The following is a 17,177-nucleotide window of genomic DNA, read 5'->3' as shown; positions in this document are numbered from 1 at the left end:
GTGGTCATCAGAATCAGTGAAATGGGAGGGCGCTGGCGGTCCGGTCCCCTTCTGAAAGTCGCCATTGCCGTTGGGCTGGAACCCGGGCTCCCGCAGTTAACGCAGCGCGAACTCGAGATGCGTATGGGGGTCTCGTGGGCCGAAGTAGCGTCGATCGGTTTCGTCGATCTCGATGTCGTTGATGCTGGCCTCACGTCGCCGCATCAGGCCGGAGTCGCTGAATTCCCACAGCTCGTTTCCGTAGCTGCGGTACCACTGGCCGGATGTAGCGTGCCATTCGTATTGAAACCGGACCGCGATGTGGTCGTCAGTGAAGGACCAGAGGCTCTTGCGCAATGCATACTCGTGTTCGCGCTTCCATTTCTCGTTGAGGAAGTCGATGATCGCGTCGCGGCCGGTGATGAAGTTGTCGCGGTCTCGCCATTGGCTGTCCTCGGTGTAGGCGAGGCTCACCCGGTGGGCGTCACGAGAGTTCCAGGCGTCCTCGGCGGCTTGGACTTTGATGGTGGCCGTTGCGTAGGTGAACGGCGGGAGTGGGGCGTGCGTCTCTGGCATGTGTGCGTCCTCTAAAAGGGCATTTCTGCACTAGGTATATGCCGTGCCCGGCCGCCATGGCTAGAGCTGTCGAGCAATGCCCGTACTAACTACGGGTTAGCGCGACGCGGATATTGCGGGTTCAACGGCTGCTGCGCATCCGCGCGAGGCTAGAGTGCGCTGTCGAATTCCACGTTGCGAAGGTCTCGGCGCGAGGCGATCCCGAGCTTGGCGAAAATTCTGCTCAGGTGCCATTCCACGGTGCGGGGGCTCAAAAAGAGCTGCCCGGCAATCTCAGACGTAGTGTGGCCGCTGCGGGCGAGTTGGGCGATGTGACTTTCCTGGGCTGTCAGCTTCACCACTCGCCCGGCGGGACCGGTGTTAACCGTCTCACCGGCGACCGTCAGCTCGCGGCGAGCCCGGTCCGCGAAACCCTCGACCCCCATCGCAGCAAAGGATTTGTAAGCTATCCGCAATTCAACTCTGGCGTCACGGCGTCGCCGAACCCGGCGCAGCCACTCCCCGTACACAAGTCGTGTGCGCACCGCGTAAAGCGCGTAACCCTGCTCCAGCAAACCGATTGCCCGTTGATAGTCTGCTTCCGCAGCGGGATCGTCACCGGCGACCAGTGCGGCTGAGCGAGCGGCGAGCCCCCGGGCGGTATCAGTGCGGCTGGCCTCTACGCGTTCGGTGAGACGCGCCAACGCATCGGCTGCGACCTGGCCTTCCCCGCAACGCGTCGCCGCTTCGATCATCTCCACCAGCAGGTAGCCGTAGTACCCGGTATCGTCGAACTGCGCTGCGGCCGTGCATGCCTGCAGCGCCTCCCCGTACTGTCCAAGGCTGTTGTGCAGGATCGCCTTCGCAACGAGAGCCACCGTCACCTCGCCGCCCTGGCCACGAACGGTGGCCTCGTCAATCGCTGACTGAACCAGCGTCCGACAGAGCGCTTCCTGCCCGCGGTAGGCAGCGAGGTAGGGCCGGATGGATGCCAGCGGTGTCGCACCCGTTGCGGCCATGATCGCTTCGGCTTCCACGACCAAACCCGTGGCCTGGCTGAAGAGTCCGTCGGTGATGCACAACCCGGCATACTGATACAGAGCCGCGGGCAACACGTTCAATTCGCCTGCCGCACGCAGTGCTTGGATCTGTCGCTCAGCCAGCACCTTGCCCGCCACGCGATCGAACAGATCCAGACAGACGCGGTGGGTCAGGTAATGCCAGCGCGGGTCTGCCAGGCCTGCCTCATCCTCGCGCAGGTATTCCTGCAGTGCCCTTCCCAACAGGGGTGCTGCAGCAACGTAACCGTCAGTCAATCGGACGGCCAGGCCATCGAGAAGCAAGTCGACAGCCCGGGGCGGCTCTGGGGCCGCCGGGGCAGAACGCGCCGCCTCGGCCACCGATCGCGTCATTGCGCGATCGGTCGTGGACAGTCCTCCCACGCTCAACGCGGCTACCAGCGCCTCAAGATGAGTCTCTCGGGCCAGTGGCGGGTCCACCTGCGCGAGTCGTTCGGCTGCTGCCTGCAACAGCGGCGGGGCGTCACGGCCCCGGTCAATGACAAACGCCAGCTTCGCACGCAACAGCGCTATCCGCGCAGCGACGCTCTCGGTGTCGTTCTCCGCAGAAGCAGACACCATCAACTCCGAGGCCGCCGCCGGCGCGCCCGCATCCAGCTTCGCCTTGGCGGCATCCAGACGCCTGTGCACCCGAAGATCTGAGTCGGGCGTCAGATCGGCCGCGAGGGCGAGAAACGCAGCAGCGGCGGCGACACCACCGCGCACCCGCGCCCGTTCAGAAGCTGCCAGCAACGTGACGGCGATCTGCTCGTCAGGCTGCCCCGCGGCCTGGGCACTATGCCACGCACGATGATCCTCGGCAGCTGAACCAGTGATGACCCGCGCCAATGCGGCGTGCACCCGCCGCCGTGCAGAGATCGGCGCGATGCGGTAGACGGCCGAACGGATGAGCGGATGACCAAAGCGGATTCCGTTGAACACTGTGACCAGACCCGCCTCTTCGGCGGGCCCTGCGACCGACGCATCCAGGCCCAGACTCTCGGCCGCCGCCCACAGCCAATCCGGCCTCCCCCCGGACTCCGTGGCGGCGATCAGCATCAATAACACAGTGTCAGCAGGCAATTCGCGAATACGTCTTTCGAAGCTCGACGAAATACGAAGCGTCCGCGATGTCGCGCTGGCCAAACCGTACCCGCCGGCAAGTTCCGCTGGGTCCAAAGCCCGGTGCAGTTCCATCAGTGCCAGCGGATTTCCGCCCGCTTCGGCGAGCAGATTCTCGCGCACACGCTCGTCCCATCGACCCGGAACCATCGCATCGAGCAAAGTCCGGGCATCAGCGTCGTCAAGACCGTCCAATTCCAGCTCGGGTAGTCCGCCGAGCTGACGTTCGGCCCCTGAATGCCGCACAGCGAAGAACATGGCGATGCAGTCCGCGAGGAGCCTTCGTGCAACGAATCCCAGCGCATCGAGTGACTCAGTGTCGACCCATTGTGCGTCATCGATGACGCACACGATCGGACGATCGGACGCTGCCTCGCCGAGTAACGTGAGTAACGCCAACCCCACCAACAGCGGGTCCGGCGTGTCTTCGACAGCTGCTCTGCGCAACCCCAACGCTGCTTGCAGCGCGTAGTTCTGGAGGTCGGGCAATGTGTCGAGGCGATCCACGAACGGTGCGCAGATTTGCTGCACGCCCGCATAGGCCAGCTCCATCTCTGATTCGGCGCCGCTGAGAGTGATAACGCGGGCGTCGGATTCGAGCTTGAGCATGTCGGCCAACAACGCGGTCTTACCGATGCCGGGCTCGCCCCGGATGACCAGGGTTCCGCTGCGACCCTGTCGCATCCCGGCCAGCAGCTCGGCCACCACCCGTTGTTCCCCTCGCCTGCCGACGAGGGCGGCGGGAGGGTGAACGTGCATGCGCACGTGGAGGTCGTGTTCGCGCCGGCTGTCGAGACTTCCCGTGTTGGGATTCACCGGCCGGTCGTGACGGTCGCCGGGCTTGGTCATGCCTGATACCCCTGTACTCAACAGCAGCAACTTTTCAGCTCCTGCTCAATCAGAGACTTGCTAAGTAGCCATGTAACAGGCAAACCGAGATTGAGGGCGCCGGTACGGCAAAACGGCGCCGTCTCTCGCCGCCGTGTCGGTCCGAGCAGCTACCGGTGCGTACCGGTGGCTGGCGAGCGGTGCGCCATCCCTATGCAGCAGCCGCCGGAACGATCAGGGTGCTGCCACAGGCGCAGCGCGGCACCCCCTCGACCAGCTCTCAGCTACAACAGCGGCGGCATCAAACCCGGGGTTACCACGGGTCCGGAATCGTCGCTCGTGTGAAAACGTAAAAGCCGGCCGGCGACGGCCTCGATGCCTTCGAAGCATCGCCAGACGGTGGCAGGCCGACCGTCGTGCTGGCGCCAAGGGCATGGGCCGACAACTCGAGCTGGGACGGCGAGGTCGCGGAACTGCAGGCCCCCTAAACCCCTGAATCCCGAAAGGAAGACAACATGTCTGAGCTGCATTATGAGGTACTGGTCAACGACGGCGTGCGACGCCACCGTGCGCAGACGCTGCCCGACGGCAGCCCCATCATCTCCTCGCCGGTCGCCTCCACGCTGATCTACGGCGAGCGCAACGCGGTCTTGGTGGACCCACCGTTCACCTACGAGCAGGTGGACCGCGTCGGCGACTGGATCGAACGCTCCGGCAAACATCTGACGGCCGCCTACTCGACGCACGGCCACGGTGACCACTGGTTCGGCACCGACCTTCTGCTGCAACGGTTCCCGGATGCACCAGCTTATGCCACAGATGGCACCATCGCGATGATGCACCAGCAGGGCACCGTCGGCCGTGCCCAGCTGTGGGATGTCGACTTTCCCGGCCTCATCCCGCCCAGCCCGGTGGTGTATCAACCGATTCCCAACGCTGGAATCGATCTGGAGGGCCACCGACTGCTCGCCGTGGAGGTCGGCCATACCGACACCGACGACACCACCGTGCTGCACGTCCCGTCCATCGGCTTGGTCGTCGCCGGTGACGTCGCCTACAACGGTGTACATCAATACCTGCTCGAATGCGGTGGCGGCGGACTCGAGTCGTGGCTGGCCGCGCTCGACAAGGTCGCGGCGCTCGCTCCCCGGGCCGTGGTGGCCGGTCATAAGAACAAGGAGCTGCCCGACGATCCCGCCATCCTCGAACAGACCCGCGATTACCTACTGTCCTCCCGCCGCCTTATCGACGAAAGTCCGACCCCACGAGCCTATTTCGATCAGATGGTCGCGTTGTACCCGCACCGGCTCAACGTCGGGCCGGTTTGGTACACCGCCGTGGCGTTGCTGTCGGAACCGGCCAGCGGCGCCCCCGTGCTGGACAGGTGACACAGTGGCTCTTCGACGACAACCTGCCCACCTGGGTCGCGGCAGGGGTCGGGACCACGGTGCGCGGGCCTAAGTTCTCCTCGACTACTGGTCGGCACCCTGAGCTGGACCACCGACGAGGGCGATCTGTGCGGCGCAGCATTCCCGACCGTCGAGGCGGTGCCATGCCGATGAGTCAGGCTCGCGGCGCGTGGCTCTCGGCGGGGATCGCGTTCTCGATGAGAACGGCGGCAATGGCGGCCGCGGTGGCGAAGGAGTCGTTGTCGAGGACTCGATTGCGTGCCGAAGCCCCGTCCAACAGCAACGCCAGTTGCTCGCCGAGCTGTTCGGGATCCGCGGCGCCGGCCTCCCGCGCGGCTTCGATGAGCCGCGCAGCGAACGCCGTCTTGTAGGCGCGGGCACGTATGCGTGCCGGGTGGCTCGCGTCGCCGATTTCGACTGCCGCCGCGATGAAGGGACACAGCGGCGCGCGGATGTCGAAGACGGCGAGAAGCCGTTCCCGGGGCGTGAGGTCGTCGCGGTCGAACACCTCCGGCAACAGGTCGGGATCGAATGCGTGCAGATGCTCCGCAATCAACGCATCCTTGCCGTTGAAGTGCTGGTAGAACGTCCGCTTCGACACCTCCGCCACCGCGCAGAGCTGATCCAGGCCGGTGCTGTTGATGCCCTGCTCGCGAAACAGTTGTCGGGACGCGCTGAGTATGCGCTCCCGTGCGCCCCGCCCGCGGCGCAGGCCCCGCGGACCCTTCTCCACTTCCGTCACAGCAACCAGTCTAGCCCCGTTTGGTACGAGTCGGTGTACATAGAGCTTGCCATTACCCCGAGTCGCCCCTACTGTTACGTATACCGATCGGTGTACATAACATCGGCGTTCTCAAAATGAATGGAGCCATCGTGGGAAAGCTTGACGGCAAGGTCGCGGTGATCACCGGCGCGACAAGTGGGATGGCACTGGCCGGTGCCAAGTTATTCGTCGACGAAGGAGCGCATGTCTTCATCTCGGGCCGGCGAAAGGACGCGCTGGACCAAGCCGTCGAACACATCGGCAGGAATGTGACCGGTGTGCAGGGCGACTCGGCCGACCTCGACGACCTGGACCGTCTGTTCGACACGGTCAAGCGGGACAAGGGCACCATCGACGTGCTGTGGGCAAGTGCTGGTATGGGCAAGCAGAGCAGGCTCGGTGAGATCACCGAGCAGGACTTCCACGACGCCTTCTGGCTGAACGCGCGGGGCACGCTGTTCACGGTCCAGAAAGCGCTGCCCCTGTTCAACGACGGCGGCTCGATCTTCATGACAGGATCGACCGCTTCGCTGCGGGGCTACCCCGATTGGAGTGTGTACGCAGGCAGCAAGGCAGTGCTGCCCGCCTACGCACGGGTGTGGGTGTCAGAGTTGCGGGACCGCAGGATCCGGGTGAACGTCCTGACGCCGGGACAGGTCGCCACGCCGATATTGGCGCAGGTCATGGACGAGGCGACGAAGGCGCAGTTCGAATCCCTCATCCCGCGACGGGAAATGGGCCGCGTCGAAGAGATCGCATCGGCCGCATTGTTCCTCGCCTCCGACGACTCGAGCTATGTCAACGGCATGGAGCTGGTCATCGACGGTGGCACCACGGTGATCTGAACCCCTCCCTACCGCACCAACCGACACCAGGAGCACCATGACCGCCATTGCCCCGCACCGCGACACCGTGCAGGCCTTCGTCGACTCCATGCACGGCGACGCAGACGAAGACGAACTTTCCGGACTCCTCGCGCACGACGTAGTGATGTACAGCCCGCTCAGTGATGGGCCGATCACTGGCCGCGAGGCAGCCTTAGCAGCCATACGGACAGTCGGCACCGCGGCGACTGACCTCACCTACGCCGAAATCCTCAGTGGCGAGACCCACCACGCGGTGCACTTCCGACTGCAAATCGACGACACCGTGGTCGACGGGATGGACTACATCCTGCTCGACGCCGACGGCAGGATCGCCGAGGTGACCATTTGGTGGCGCCCGCTGCCATCCGGCGTCCGGATGCAAAGCCAGATTGCTCATCTGCTGGGCATGCCGCTCTGGAACCTCCTCACCGAGACCCAGTGACGCGAAGCCGGCTCACCAGCGCCGGGACGACCTACCTAACCCGCACAGTCCACTACCCAGAAAAGAGCAGCACATGACCAGTATCAGCATCATCGGCAGCGGCAACATGGCCCGAGTGATCGGAACCCTGGCGGTGAAGGGCGGCAATACCGTCGAGGTCATCGGTCGCGATCAGACCAAGGCAGCCGATCTCGCCACGGCTCTCGGAAGCAGTGCCACGACCGGCGAATTCGGCGCGGTGCCGACTGGAGAGATCGTGATCGCGGCGCTGGGATTCGCCGACGTCGTTCCGGTCGTCAGCCAGTACGGAAACGCATTGAGCGACAAAGTCATCGTCGACATCAGTAACCCCTTCAATGCTGCAGCCGACGGACTCGCAATCCCCGATCACACCTCGATCGCACAAGAAGTCGCCAAGACGGCACCGGCCGGCGCCAGCGTGGTGAAAGCATTCAACACCGTCTTCGGCCATGTTCTGGAGAAGGGCGGGACGCCGGATGTGTTCATCGCCGGCGACGACGCGCGGACCAAGGACCTCGTCTCGACGTTCATCAAGAGCCTCGGGCTGCGCCCGCTGGACGTCGGCGGCTTGAAGATGGCGCACTGGTTGGAGGGAACAGCCTTGGTCCTCATGGGTATCGCCCGATATGGGGTTGGAGACTTCGACGTTGCTCTCGGCGCCACCGCAGTTCCCGCCGCGCATCTCTAGGCACAGCGGAAATGCCGGCACAGAGGTCGCCACCGAGGGCAGACTGATCCGCATGGGCAGACTCATCTACGGCTTCAACGTATCGGTGGACGGCTACATCGCCGACGCGCAAGACAGCATCGACTGGAGCGAACCGAGCGACGAACTGCACCAGTACTGGAACGACTTCGAACGTCAGACCGCCCTGTCATTTTACGGGCGGCGACTCTACGAACTGATGGCCGCGTACTGGCCAACGGCCGACGAGGACCCGGACGCGCCCCCGCTGATCGTCGATTTCGCCCACATTTGGCGCGCCATGCCCAAGGTCGTCTTCTCCCACACCCTGGAATCGGTCGGCTGGAACTCCCGGCTGGAACGCGGTGATCCCGTCGAGGTGGTGACGACGTTGAAAGCCGAAACCGACGGCAACCTGGAGGTGGCCGGGGCAACGCTGGCCGCACCGATCGTGCAGGCCGGACTTGTCGACGAGTACCGGATCGTGGTCGCCCCCGTCGTCGTGGGCGGCGGAACCCCGTTCTTCCCGAACCTGCCGTCATGGATCTCGCTGCGACTGTTGGAGAACCGCACGTTCCCCTGCGGAACGGTCCTGCTGCGCTACGAGGCGAAGCACGACTGAACGGACAGCCGACGCCACTGGGCCACAGCTATCGCTGAGCCCATTCTTCGGCAAGCAGCTGATAGGACCGCACTCGGTCGCGGTGATCGTGCGTGATGGTCGTGATGATCAACTCGTCGGCGCCGGTCGCGTCCTGCAGCTGTTCAAGCTGATCGGCGACCTGGGCCGCGGTACCTACGAACTGTGTTTCGAGCCGGTCGGCCACCAGTGCACGGTCGGCATCGGTCCAGACGTGCCGGCGTGCTTCGTCGGGAGCCGGAAAAGGTATCGCGCCCTCTGCGGTGCGGATGCTGCGCACCCATAGCCCGTAGCCGGTGGCCAGGTCGCGGGCGGTCGACTCGTCGTCGGCGACGACGACATCGGCTGAGACGCTCAGATACGGCTTGTCCAACTCGGCTGACGGTGCGAACGCGGCGCGGTACCCCTCGGCGGCCTCGAGCACGCCGGCGGGTGCCACGTGGTAGTTGGCGGCGAAGCGCAGGCCGTTCTTCCCTGCTACCAGTGCGCTCTCGCCGCCGCTGCTGCCGAGAATCCACACTTGTAGGTCAGCACCGGCACCCGGCACCACATGGGCGCTTTCCCCGTTGGCACTGCGGTAGGTGTCCGCGATCAGGGCGAGTACATCGCCGACCTGTTCGGTGTAGTTCTGTGGTCGCGCGTCAGGCAAGGTGAGCAGTTCGGTCTGCAGGGCGATCCGCGGCGATTTCAGCAACGCCGAATAGTCGAACCGAGCCGGTATGAGCAAACCGTTGAGCGCATAGCCCGCAACTGCGGAATCTGATCCGCCGATCGCGGGCGTTGGGCGGCCACCGGAGCGTCCGAGGCCGAGGTCGAAGCGGCCGGGGTGAAGCGCATCGAGCAGACCGAACTCTTCGACCGCCGACAACGCTGTCCGGTGCCCCATCTGCAGAGCACCTGATCCCAACCGAATCGTCGAGGTCCGCGCGGCTATCGCGGCAAGCATCACCGCCGGTGACGTGCCCGCCACTCCCGGATTGAGATGGTGCTCAGCGAGCCAATAGCGTGCGTAGCCGAGGCGTTCGGCGTTGCGGGCCAAATCGATGCTGTTGCGGACCGCTTGCGCCGCGCTGGAGCCCGAGGAGATCGGGACCAGATCGAGCGCTGTCAGCGGCGTCATAATTCACGATAACGGGCGACGCACGTCGGCTCCGATGCCAATCAGCGGTTCTCCCCGCCCGCCGGCTGTCCGGGGAGGGCCTATACAGCACAACCTATTTCGGATCAGGATGAGTGAAACGCGGCGGGGGCCGAACGGCGGCGCAGTTGACCCGAGGAGCCCCTCTTGCGGGAATGTTGGTTGCCGCAAATCGGTTACAGTGGGCATTGGTTGGACAGTCGCCAGTGACTGAACCGTGAGGACCTGATTGTGCGTTCCGCAGCTGACCGCATCGCGTCGTGTTGTTGTCGTGGGCGGCGACGGTCTTAACCGCAAGGGCAACGTCGCCGCTTCGGCCGCCTTCTCCCCCGCCGACCGACGAAAGCCTGACTTCATGTCCGCACATTCCGCATTGATTCACCTGGCCGTCGCACTCGACGGCGCCGGTTGGCATCCCGGTGCGTGGCGAGATCCTGACACCAGGCCCGCGGACCTCTTCACAGCCGGCTACTGGGCCGACCTTGTCGCCGAAGCCCAGCGCGGTCTGCTGGACTTCGTCACCATCGAAGACGGTTTCACTCTGCAGTCCGATGACAGATTCGCTCCCGATCGACGAGTCGACCGGGTACGCGGCCGTCTTGACGCGGTGCTCATCGCCGCCAGGGTCGCCCCGCGGACGGCCGGGTTGGGTCTGATGCCGACGATCACGACCACCCACAGCGAGCCGTTTCACCTCTCCAAGGCGATCGCCACCCTCGACTACGTCAGTGGCGGTCGCGCCGGGGTGCGGGTGCAGATCGCGGGCCGAGCAGATGCGGCCGCGCACTTCGGCCGGCGCGAAATCACCTCGTCGGTACCCGGATCGCTGCGGGACCAGCGATTGCGGTCAGAGATACGCGCGCACTTCGATGAGACGGCGGACTACGTCGAAGTATTGCGCCGTTTATGGGACTCCTGGGAGGACGACGCTGAGATCCGTGACGTCGCCACCGGACGATTCATCGACCGGAACAAGCTGCACTACATCGATTTCGAAGGGCGATGGTTCTCGGTCAAGGGACCCTCGATCACTCCCCGGCCGCCGCAGGGCCAACCGATCGTCGCCGCACTCGACCACGGCGCCGACGACTACCGGCTGATCGCCCGCACCGCCGATGTCGGATTCGTGACCCCACACGCGGTCACGGATGTCGCCGCGATCGCGCAGCAGGTGGCCGCGGCGCAGCAAGCCGTGCAGCGCACCGAGGATGTACTGCTCTTCGGCGACATCGCGATCTTACTTGACCATACGACGAGTGGGGCGCAGGCGCGCCAACGACGCCTCGCCGAACTGGCGGGTGCCGAATGGACCAGCGATGCCAGGCGTTTCACCGGCACGCCTTCGGAATTGGTCGATCTGCTGCAGCAATGGCACGCCGCAGGCCTGGCAGGATTCCGGCTACGTCCGGCGGCCCTGCCGCACGATCTGACCCAGATCACCGACGCTGTGGTGCCCGAACTTCAGCGACGCGGCCTGTTCAGGACCGAGTACGCAAAGAGCACCTTGCGCGCGTCTCTCGGCCTGGAACGTCCCGCAAACCGCTACGCGAAAGCCCTGACGTAGGAACCGATATGACCAAGCCCATCAAGTCGATTCACCTCGCTGCGCACTTCCCCGGCGTCAACAACACCACAGTGTGGAGCGACCCGGCAGCCGGCAGCCACATCGAGTTCGACTCGTTCGTGAGGTTCGCCCAGACGGCCGAACGCGGCAAATTCGACTTCCTGTTCCTCGCCGAGGGGCTAAGACTGCGCGAGCAGAACGACCAGATCTACGACCTCGATGTGGTGGGCAGGCCCGACACCTTCACAGTGCTGGCAGCACTGGCCGCGGTCACCGACAGTCTCGGACTGGCGGGCACCATCAATTCGACCTTCAACGAACCCTACGAAGTCGCACGACAGTTCGCCAGCCTGGACCACCTGTCCGGCGGGCGGGCCGCGTGGAACGTGGTCACCTCCTGGGATGCGTTCACCGGGAAGAACTTCCGCCGTGGCGGATATCTTCCCGAACACCAGCGCTACGACCGGGCCCGCAGCTTTCTGCGCACCGCGCAGAAGCTCTTCGACTCCTGGCACGGCGACGAGATCCTGACCGACAAGGACTCCGGTGTGTTCCTGGCCAACCCCGCACCTGGTGAGTTCGTACACCGCGACGCATTTTTCGATATTGCCGGGCAGTTCAATGTGCCACGCAGCCCGCAGGGCAGGCCGGTGATCTTCCAGGCGGGTGACTCCGACGAGGGCCGCGAATTCGCAGCTGCCGATGCCGACGCGATCTTCTCCCGCCACAGCACGCTGGAAGCGGGCCGGGCGTTCTATTCCGACGTCAAGGGGCGGCTGACCAAATACGGCCGCCGCCATGACGAGTTGCTCATCCTGCCCGCAGCCACCTTTATCCTCGGCGACACCGACGCCGAGGCGGCGGATCTCGCCCACGAGGTGCGGTTGGCTCAGGTCTCGCCGCAGACGGCCATCAAGTTCCTTGAGCAGCTGTGGAACCGGGACCTGTCCGATCACGACCCGGACGGGCCGCTGCCCAGCGTCGATCCGGTGGTGGGCGAAAACGTCGTCTCCCGCGGCCGGGCCAGCGTCCGGATGTATCGCGATCCGGTCGCGACCGCGAACGAGTGGCGTGCCAAGGCGCAGGCGGAAAACCTGACGACCCGTGAGCTGATCATCGAGGTCACCGGCAGGCAGAACTTCATCGGCTCCCCCGCGACCGTCGCGGCCAGGATCAATGAATTGGTCCAGGCCGACGCCAGCGACGGGTTCATCCTGGTGCCGCACATCACTCCAGACGGCCTCGGCCCCTTCGTCGACAAGGTCGTGCCCCTGCTGCAGGAGCGGGGCGTGTTCCGCAGCGACTACGCGGGCACCACACTGCGCGATCATCTCGGGCTGGCGCCCCTGCGCTCCCGTGATTCCTCGAGCAGCGTCGCCTCCTGACCGAGCTTCCCCGACCACCGGTGCAGTTTGCACCGGATGACTTGTCGGACCCTCCTGCCATGCTGTGGTTATGACCTCGATCGCACCGGTAACCAGCGTCGCAGCGCGTGGTGACGCCCGCATTGAGGTGCTGTTCGAGGAGTTGGCGGAGTTGACCGGTCAGCGCAACGCAATCGATGGGCGCATCGTCGAGATCGCCGCGGAGATCGAACGCGACCAGCTGTGGGGTTCTACCGGGGCACCATCGATCGCGGCGTTGGTGGCCTGGAAGACCGGGGTGTCATCGGCAAACGCCCACACGATCAGCACGGTGGCACACCGGCTCGCGCAGTTCCCCCGCTGCGCCGAAGGCATGCGGGAAGGCCGCCTATCCCTGGATCAGGTCGGGGTGATCGCCGAGCGGGCCGCCGACGGCTCTGATGAGCACTACGCGCAACTGGCGGCGTGTGCCACCGTCAACCAACTGCGCACCGCGGTCAAACTGGAGCCGCGACCCGAACCCGAGCCCCGGCCCGACCCGCGGCCCGCGATCACCAAGACGTCCAACGCCGAGCTCGACATCTGGCGTATCGCTCTGCCGCACACCGAATCAGCGACGTTCGATGCCGCACTGCAGTCGCATCGCGACGCTCTGATCGCCGAGTGGAGCCGCGACCGCGAGAACAGCAGCACCAAGGTCGAGCAGCATCCGCCGCTGCCGACGAACATTGATGCGTTCATGCGGCTGGTCGAATCCGGATGGGACGTCGAGGTGCAACGTCGGCCCCACGGGCAACGCACGACGGTGGTTCTGCACGTGGATGTCGAAAGGCAGATCGGCGCCCTGCACCTGGGCCCGGCCCTGCCGGAATCCGAGCGGCAGCGCCTGTCGTGTGACGCCACGTGCGAAGTGTGGTTCGAACGCGACGGCGAGGTGATCGGCTCCGGTCGGTCGACTCGCACGGTCAGCCGCCGGCTGCGCCGCGCACTCGAACACCGGCACCGGACGTGCGCCGTCCCGGGCTGTGCGGCCACCCACGGTCTGCACGCCCACCACATCCGGCACTGGGAAGACGGCGGCGCCACCGACCTGGAAAACCTGGTTCTGATCTGCCCCTATCATCATCGCCTTCATCATCGCGGCGTCATCACCATCACCGGACCGGCGAACCGGCTCACCGTGACCGACAGTGACGGCAGGCGATTGCGCCCGGGATCGCTGGCACGCCCACCCACCGGCGAACCGCCCGCCGTCGCGCCCTGTTTCGGACCGACCGGGGAACGCGCCCAGTGGTGGTGGTACGAGCCGTTCCAACCGCAAGCTCCGCCCACCAATAACTAGATCGACTGCGGCAGAGCGCTGTTCGCGCCTCTAGGAACAGCGAACCTGCCGATTCAGCACGCAGTTCACCGGTGGTGCGTATGTCCCGGACACCACTCCCCGGAAGCCACCCGTGGCGGAGCCTCCTGGCTCGATGATCCGATTCCAGTTCGCCGGCCCCAGAACATAGTGCGTGCCGGATCGGCCGACGCTGCTGTTCCACGCGTGCTGGATCGATTCATTGGCCGGTAGGTCGAATTCGAGCCGCCAATCAGTCATCGGCACCGTGCTCCAGTTCGTGATGGTGAAGCGGGCGATGAAGCCGGTCTGCCACGTCGAGGTCACCGCCAGCGTCGCCGTAGCCGCGGCCGCATGGGCTACGGCGGTGGTGGCGAATCCGAGCACGGCCACCATCGCGGCACAGGCAACGATGTGAAGCACCGCGCGCCCGCGTTTCACGAATCTGCGAAGTAGTGCCATAGCGGCCCACGGTAGAACCGAACCGGTGTCAGCTGCCCTGACTCCGCGGGTAGCTTTCTGTACCTTTGCCCAACTGCAACCGTGATGAAATGTGCGCTGCGATTCCGGCGGCGCCCAGAACCGCGTCGTCACGGAAGTGACCCCGACCTCAGCGCCGCCGGCCCCCACGCGAGCACCGGTACCGCTACGGTTGTTGACAGGCGGTTTTCCGGGGGACGGTTGTTCACCGACGCCATCGCCGGCCGCGACGAGGGGGCATCGACATGCTGAAATACGAGGTTCACGGAACTGGTGATCCGCTGGTCCTGATCCATGGGATCACCCACCGCAGGCAGGCCTGGTACCCCGTTCTCGAGCACCTGACCGACCACCGCACCGTGGTGTTGTTCGACCTGCCCGGGCATGGTGAGTCCCACGATTTGGTGGTGCAAGACGGTGATGTGCAGGCAACCCTGCGCACGGAACTCGTCGGGCTTCTGGAGCAGCTGGGACTCGAGCGCCCCCACGTCGCCGGATACTCATTGGGTGGCCGGATCGCGCTGGAGGCCGCCGCCGACGACCTGGTCTCCAGCGCTACCGTGCTGTCTCCCGCGGCGTACTGGCACAACGCCCTCGACTTCGCCTATGTTCGCCTGGTCTTCTGGTTCCTGACCACCGGCGCCCGGCTGCTGGCGCCCGCCGCTCCCAGGCTCGCCCGCTCCCCCCGGGCGCGACGACTGATGGGGGCGGTGGTCTCAGCCCACCCCGAACGGATTCCGGCCGAGGAGTTCGTCGGAGACCTCAACGGCATGCGGCGTGCCATTCCGGCGATGAAGCAGATCTTTCCCGCCGCGAAGGTATTCGACCGCCAGATCAGCGCAGACATTCCCGTAACGGTGGCCTGGGCGGCACGTGACCGGATCCTGTTGCCCTACCAAGCCCGCATCGCCGCCCAACGGCTCCCTCAGGCCCGCCATATCCGGCTGACCGGATGCGGCCACGTGCCGATGGCCGACGACCCCCAGCAGGTGGCGCGGGTCCTGCTCGACGGCAGCGCGCCCAGCGCCCAGGCCGACGCGTCCTGACACGGTGGCGGCCCTGCCTCCCAAGCCCCCTTCGGGTGACATCGCAGGTGTTTGAATGGGCCGTGACCAACCGCATCCAGGCTCTGCTCGGGATCCAATACCCCGTCGTCCAGGCCCCGATGACCTACATCGCACGCGCCGAACTCGCTGCCGCGGTGTCGCAGGCCGGCGGGCTGGGCGTCATCGAGACCCTGACACCGGAAGGGCGTGCTGATCTTCGGCGCGTCCGCGAGCTCACCGACAAACCGGTGGCGGCGAACCTGATGATCCAGGGCTGGAAGAAGGATCCCTCGATCGTCGACGCGCTCGCCGAGGCCGGGGTATGCCACGTCTTCACCTCCGCCGGTGACCCGGCGCTGTTCACCAAGCCGCTGCAGGACGCCGGCATGACGGTGGTCCACGTCGTCGGCTCGCTCAAAGGCGCACGCAAGGCCGCCGACGCCGGTGTCGACGCCCTGGTGGTCGAGGGCGTGGAGGGCGGCGGCTTCAAGTCCCTGCTCGGCGCCTCGACCATGGTGCTACTGCCTCTGGTGGCCGAGAACGTCGACCTCCCGATCATCGCAGCCGGGGGCATCTGCGACGCGCGGTCGGCCGCCGCGTCCGTGGTGCTGGGCGCCGAGGGGGTGCAGATGGGCACCCGGATGCTCGCCAGCCAGGAGTCGGCGGTACACACCAACTTCAAGGACGCCATCGTCGCCGCCAACGACGCCGGCACCGTGCTGCTCGACGTACCCGGCAACCCGACCATGCGCGTGCTGCGCACGGGACTGGCCACCCGGATCGCCGCACACGAATCCGATTCGCAACTGCTGGGCAAGATCACCGAGCTCTACTTCGGCGGCGATATGGAGGCCAGCGTCGCCAATACCGGCCAGGTGTCCTGCCGGATTGTGGACCTGCCGCCGGTCGCCGAGATCATTCGCCGAACGTGGGGCGACATCGACGCCGTCCTCACCGCGGCCCGGTCACGGGTGTGAAGTTGGTGAACCCGACCCGCCGGTGAGCTCCGGCAGCCCATGATCATGCAATGCATCACCGGAGGACCGCAGGATGAGCCTTCCGCCCGCGCAGCCCGATTCGGAACCCGAGTCGCGGCGCAGCCCCGCGTTCTCGCCCTTTCACGTGTTCACCGTGCTGGGCGTGGTCACCGTCCCGGCATTCGGCTGGTTCGGGCAGCACTGGTCCGGTGCGACGACTGTGGTGGTGTACTGGTTCGAGAACGTGGCGATGTGCCTGTTCGTGATCGGCCGCATCGCGGTGCACCAGCGCGTCAACCCCCGATACGGGCACTTCCGCTACCGGCCGCAGCAGGCCGGCGGCGGGCCCAATTCGACGTTCCTGTCCGGTTTCGCGCTGATCAGCCTGGCCTTCTGCGCCGCCCACGGGTTCTTCCTTGCCGTCATTCTGGCGTTGCTCACCTACAACCGTGCGCCGCAGCTTGCGTTGATCGACCTGAACTGGCGCAGTGTCGGGTGGGGATGCCTGTCGGTGTTTCTCTTCCTGACCGCGGATTTTCTGCTCGATCTGCCCAACCTGCGCCGCTGGTCCTTCCGCGATGTCGAGATGGCCGCCAACGTCGGGCTGGGGCGCGTCATGGTCGTGCATATGACGTTGCTGTTCGGACTGTTCGCCATCGCCGCCACCGATGCTCCGCGGGCGCTGTTCACGATCTTCGTCGTTCTCAAGACCCTGGCCGCACTGAGCACCGTTGTTCCCCAGTGGGATCCGGCGGAGCCACCGCAATGGTTCAGCAACCTCATGAACCGGGTCCCGAACGTGCGTCGCGGTGAGAGCTTCGAGGAGTTCTGGGTCAAAGACCATGCCCACGAACGAGAACGGCAGCGGCGCAACGAACAGCCCTGGAAGACAAAGCCCTAG

16 protein-coding genes are annotated in these 17,177 nt (G+C 65.6%); 11 read left to right on the top strand and 5 right to left on the bottom strand.

The genetic code is table 11. The features are described 5' to 3' along the window. Positions 1 to 96: 96 nt before the first annotated feature. Both G6N14_RS07530 and G6N14_RS07525 read right to left on the bottom strand, forming a co-directional pair. The gene (locus G6N14_RS07530; protein ID WP_085135313.1) at positions 97 to 555 is read right to left on the bottom strand and encodes a nuclear transport factor 2 family protein; all 459 of its coding nucleotides are present in this window, start codon (positions 553 to 555) and stop codon (positions 97 to 99) included. A 149-nt stretch (positions 556 to 704) separates the two neighbouring features. Then, positions 705 to 3,563: an AAA family ATPase gene (locus G6N14_RS07525; RefSeq protein ID WP_234808883.1), complete on the bottom strand. Its 2,859-nt coding sequence runs from the start codon at positions 3,561 to 3,563 to the stop codon at positions 705 to 707. Positions 3,564 to 4,057: 494 nt separating this feature from the next. Between G6N14_RS07525 and G6N14_RS07520 the strand changes: the two genes are divergently transcribed. Next, positions 4,058 to 4,930: an MBL fold metallo-hydrolase gene (locus G6N14_RS07520; RefSeq protein ID WP_085135312.1), complete on the top strand. Its 873-nt coding sequence runs from the start codon at positions 4,058 to 4,060 to the stop codon at positions 4,928 to 4,930. A gap of 175 nt (positions 4,931 to 5,105) precedes the next feature. Here the strand turns inward: G6N14_RS07520 and G6N14_RS07515 are convergent, their stop codons facing one another. Beyond that, a complete protein-coding gene (locus tag G6N14_RS07515; protein ID WP_085135311.1) occupies positions 5,106 to 5,693 on the bottom strand; it encodes a TetR/AcrR family transcriptional regulator in 588 nt (195 codons plus the stop codon). A 131-nt stretch (positions 5,694 to 5,824) separates the two neighbouring features. On the opposite strand from G6N14_RS07515, the gene G6N14_RS07510 reads away from it, so the two are divergent. The 4 genes from G6N14_RS07510 (at position 5,825) to G6N14_RS07495 (ending at position 8,350) form a co-directional block, all read left to right on the top strand. Further along, entirely contained in the window at positions 5,825 to 6,559 is a 735-nt protein-coding gene (locus G6N14_RS07510) for an SDR family NAD(P)-dependent oxidoreductase (RefSeq protein WP_085135445.1), read from the top strand. A 37-nt stretch (positions 6,560 to 6,596) separates the two neighbouring features. Continuing rightward, positions 6,597 to 7,022: a nuclear transport factor 2 family protein gene (locus G6N14_RS07505; protein WP_085135310.1), complete on the top strand. Its 426-nt coding sequence runs from the start codon at positions 6,597 to 6,599 to the stop codon at positions 7,020 to 7,022. Between the two features lie 73 nt (positions 7,023 to 7,095). Next, positions 7,096 to 7,731, top strand: coding sequence for an NADPH-dependent F420 reductase (locus G6N14_RS07500; protein ID WP_085135309.1), 636 nt, complete (start codon positions 7,096 to 7,098; stop codon positions 7,729 to 7,731). A gap of 52 nt (positions 7,732 to 7,783) precedes the next feature. Beyond that, complete coding sequence (locus tag G6N14_RS07495; protein ID WP_085135308.1) at positions 7,784 to 8,350, top strand: dihydrofolate reductase family protein; 567 nt, start codon at positions 7,784 to 7,786, stop codon at positions 8,348 to 8,350. 28 nt (positions 8,351 to 8,378) lie between these two features. Here the strand turns inward: G6N14_RS07495 and G6N14_RS07490 are convergent, their stop codons facing one another. After that, entirely contained in the window at positions 8,379 to 9,488 is a 1,110-nt protein-coding gene (locus G6N14_RS07490) for an LLM class flavin-dependent oxidoreductase (RefSeq protein ID WP_085135307.1), read from the bottom strand. A 373-nt stretch (positions 9,489 to 9,861) separates the two neighbouring features. On the opposite strand from G6N14_RS07490, the gene G6N14_RS07485 reads away from it, so the two are divergent. From G6N14_RS07485 to G6N14_RS07475, 3 genes are all read left to right on the top strand, one after another. After that, the gene (locus G6N14_RS07485; protein WP_085135444.1) at positions 9,862 to 11,070 is read left to right on the top strand and encodes an LLM class flavin-dependent oxidoreductase; all 1,209 of its coding nucleotides are present in this window, start codon (positions 9,862 to 9,864) and stop codon (positions 11,068 to 11,070) included. Positions 11,071 to 11,078: 8 nt separating this feature from the next. Beyond that, entirely contained in the window at positions 11,079 to 12,455 is a 1,377-nt protein-coding gene (locus G6N14_RS07480) for an NtaA/DmoA family FMN-dependent monooxygenase (RefSeq protein ID WP_085135306.1), read from the top strand. Between the two features lie 70 nt (positions 12,456 to 12,525). Further along, positions 12,526 to 13,776, top strand: coding sequence for an HNH endonuclease signature motif containing protein (locus G6N14_RS07475; RefSeq protein ID WP_085135305.1), 1,251 nt, complete (start codon positions 12,526 to 12,528; stop codon positions 13,774 to 13,776). Between the two features lie 30 nt (positions 13,777 to 13,806). Here G6N14_RS07475 and G6N14_RS07470 read toward each other — a convergent pair whose 3' ends face one another. After that, positions 13,807 to 14,235, bottom strand: a complete 429-nt coding sequence (locus G6N14_RS07470; protein ID WP_085135304.1) for a cellulose-binding domain-containing protein — start codon at positions 14,233 to 14,235, stop codon at positions 13,807 to 13,809. 263 nt (positions 14,236 to 14,498) lie between these two features. Between G6N14_RS07470 and G6N14_RS07465 the strand changes: the two genes are divergently transcribed. From G6N14_RS07465 to G6N14_RS07455, 3 genes are all read left to right on the top strand, one after another. Further along, positions 14,499 to 15,299 (top strand): alpha/beta fold hydrolase, encoded by an 801-nt coding sequence (locus tag G6N14_RS07465; protein WP_085135303.1) that lies wholly within the window; start codon positions 14,499 to 14,501, stop codon positions 15,297 to 15,299. Positions 15,300 to 15,361: 62 nt separating this feature from the next. Continuing rightward, entirely contained in the window at positions 15,362 to 16,276 is a 915-nt protein-coding gene (locus tag G6N14_RS07460; protein ID WP_085135443.1) for an NAD(P)H-dependent flavin oxidoreductase, read from the top strand. Positions 16,277 to 16,349: 73 nt separating this feature from the next. After that, on the top strand, positions 16,350 to 17,177 hold the full coding sequence (locus G6N14_RS07455; RefSeq protein WP_220096717.1) for a DUF6498-containing protein: 828 nt from the start codon (positions 16,350 to 16,352) through the stop codon (positions 17,175 to 17,177).

Source organism: Mycolicibacter hiberniae (genome assembly GCF_010729485.1).
In the GTDB taxonomy this organism is placed as follows: Bacteria; Actinomycetota; Actinomycetes; order Mycobacteriales; family Mycobacteriaceae; genus Mycobacterium; species Mycobacterium hiberniae.
Note: the sequence above shows the minus strand (reverse complement) of the source record. Positions and strands in the feature narration are given on the sequence as shown.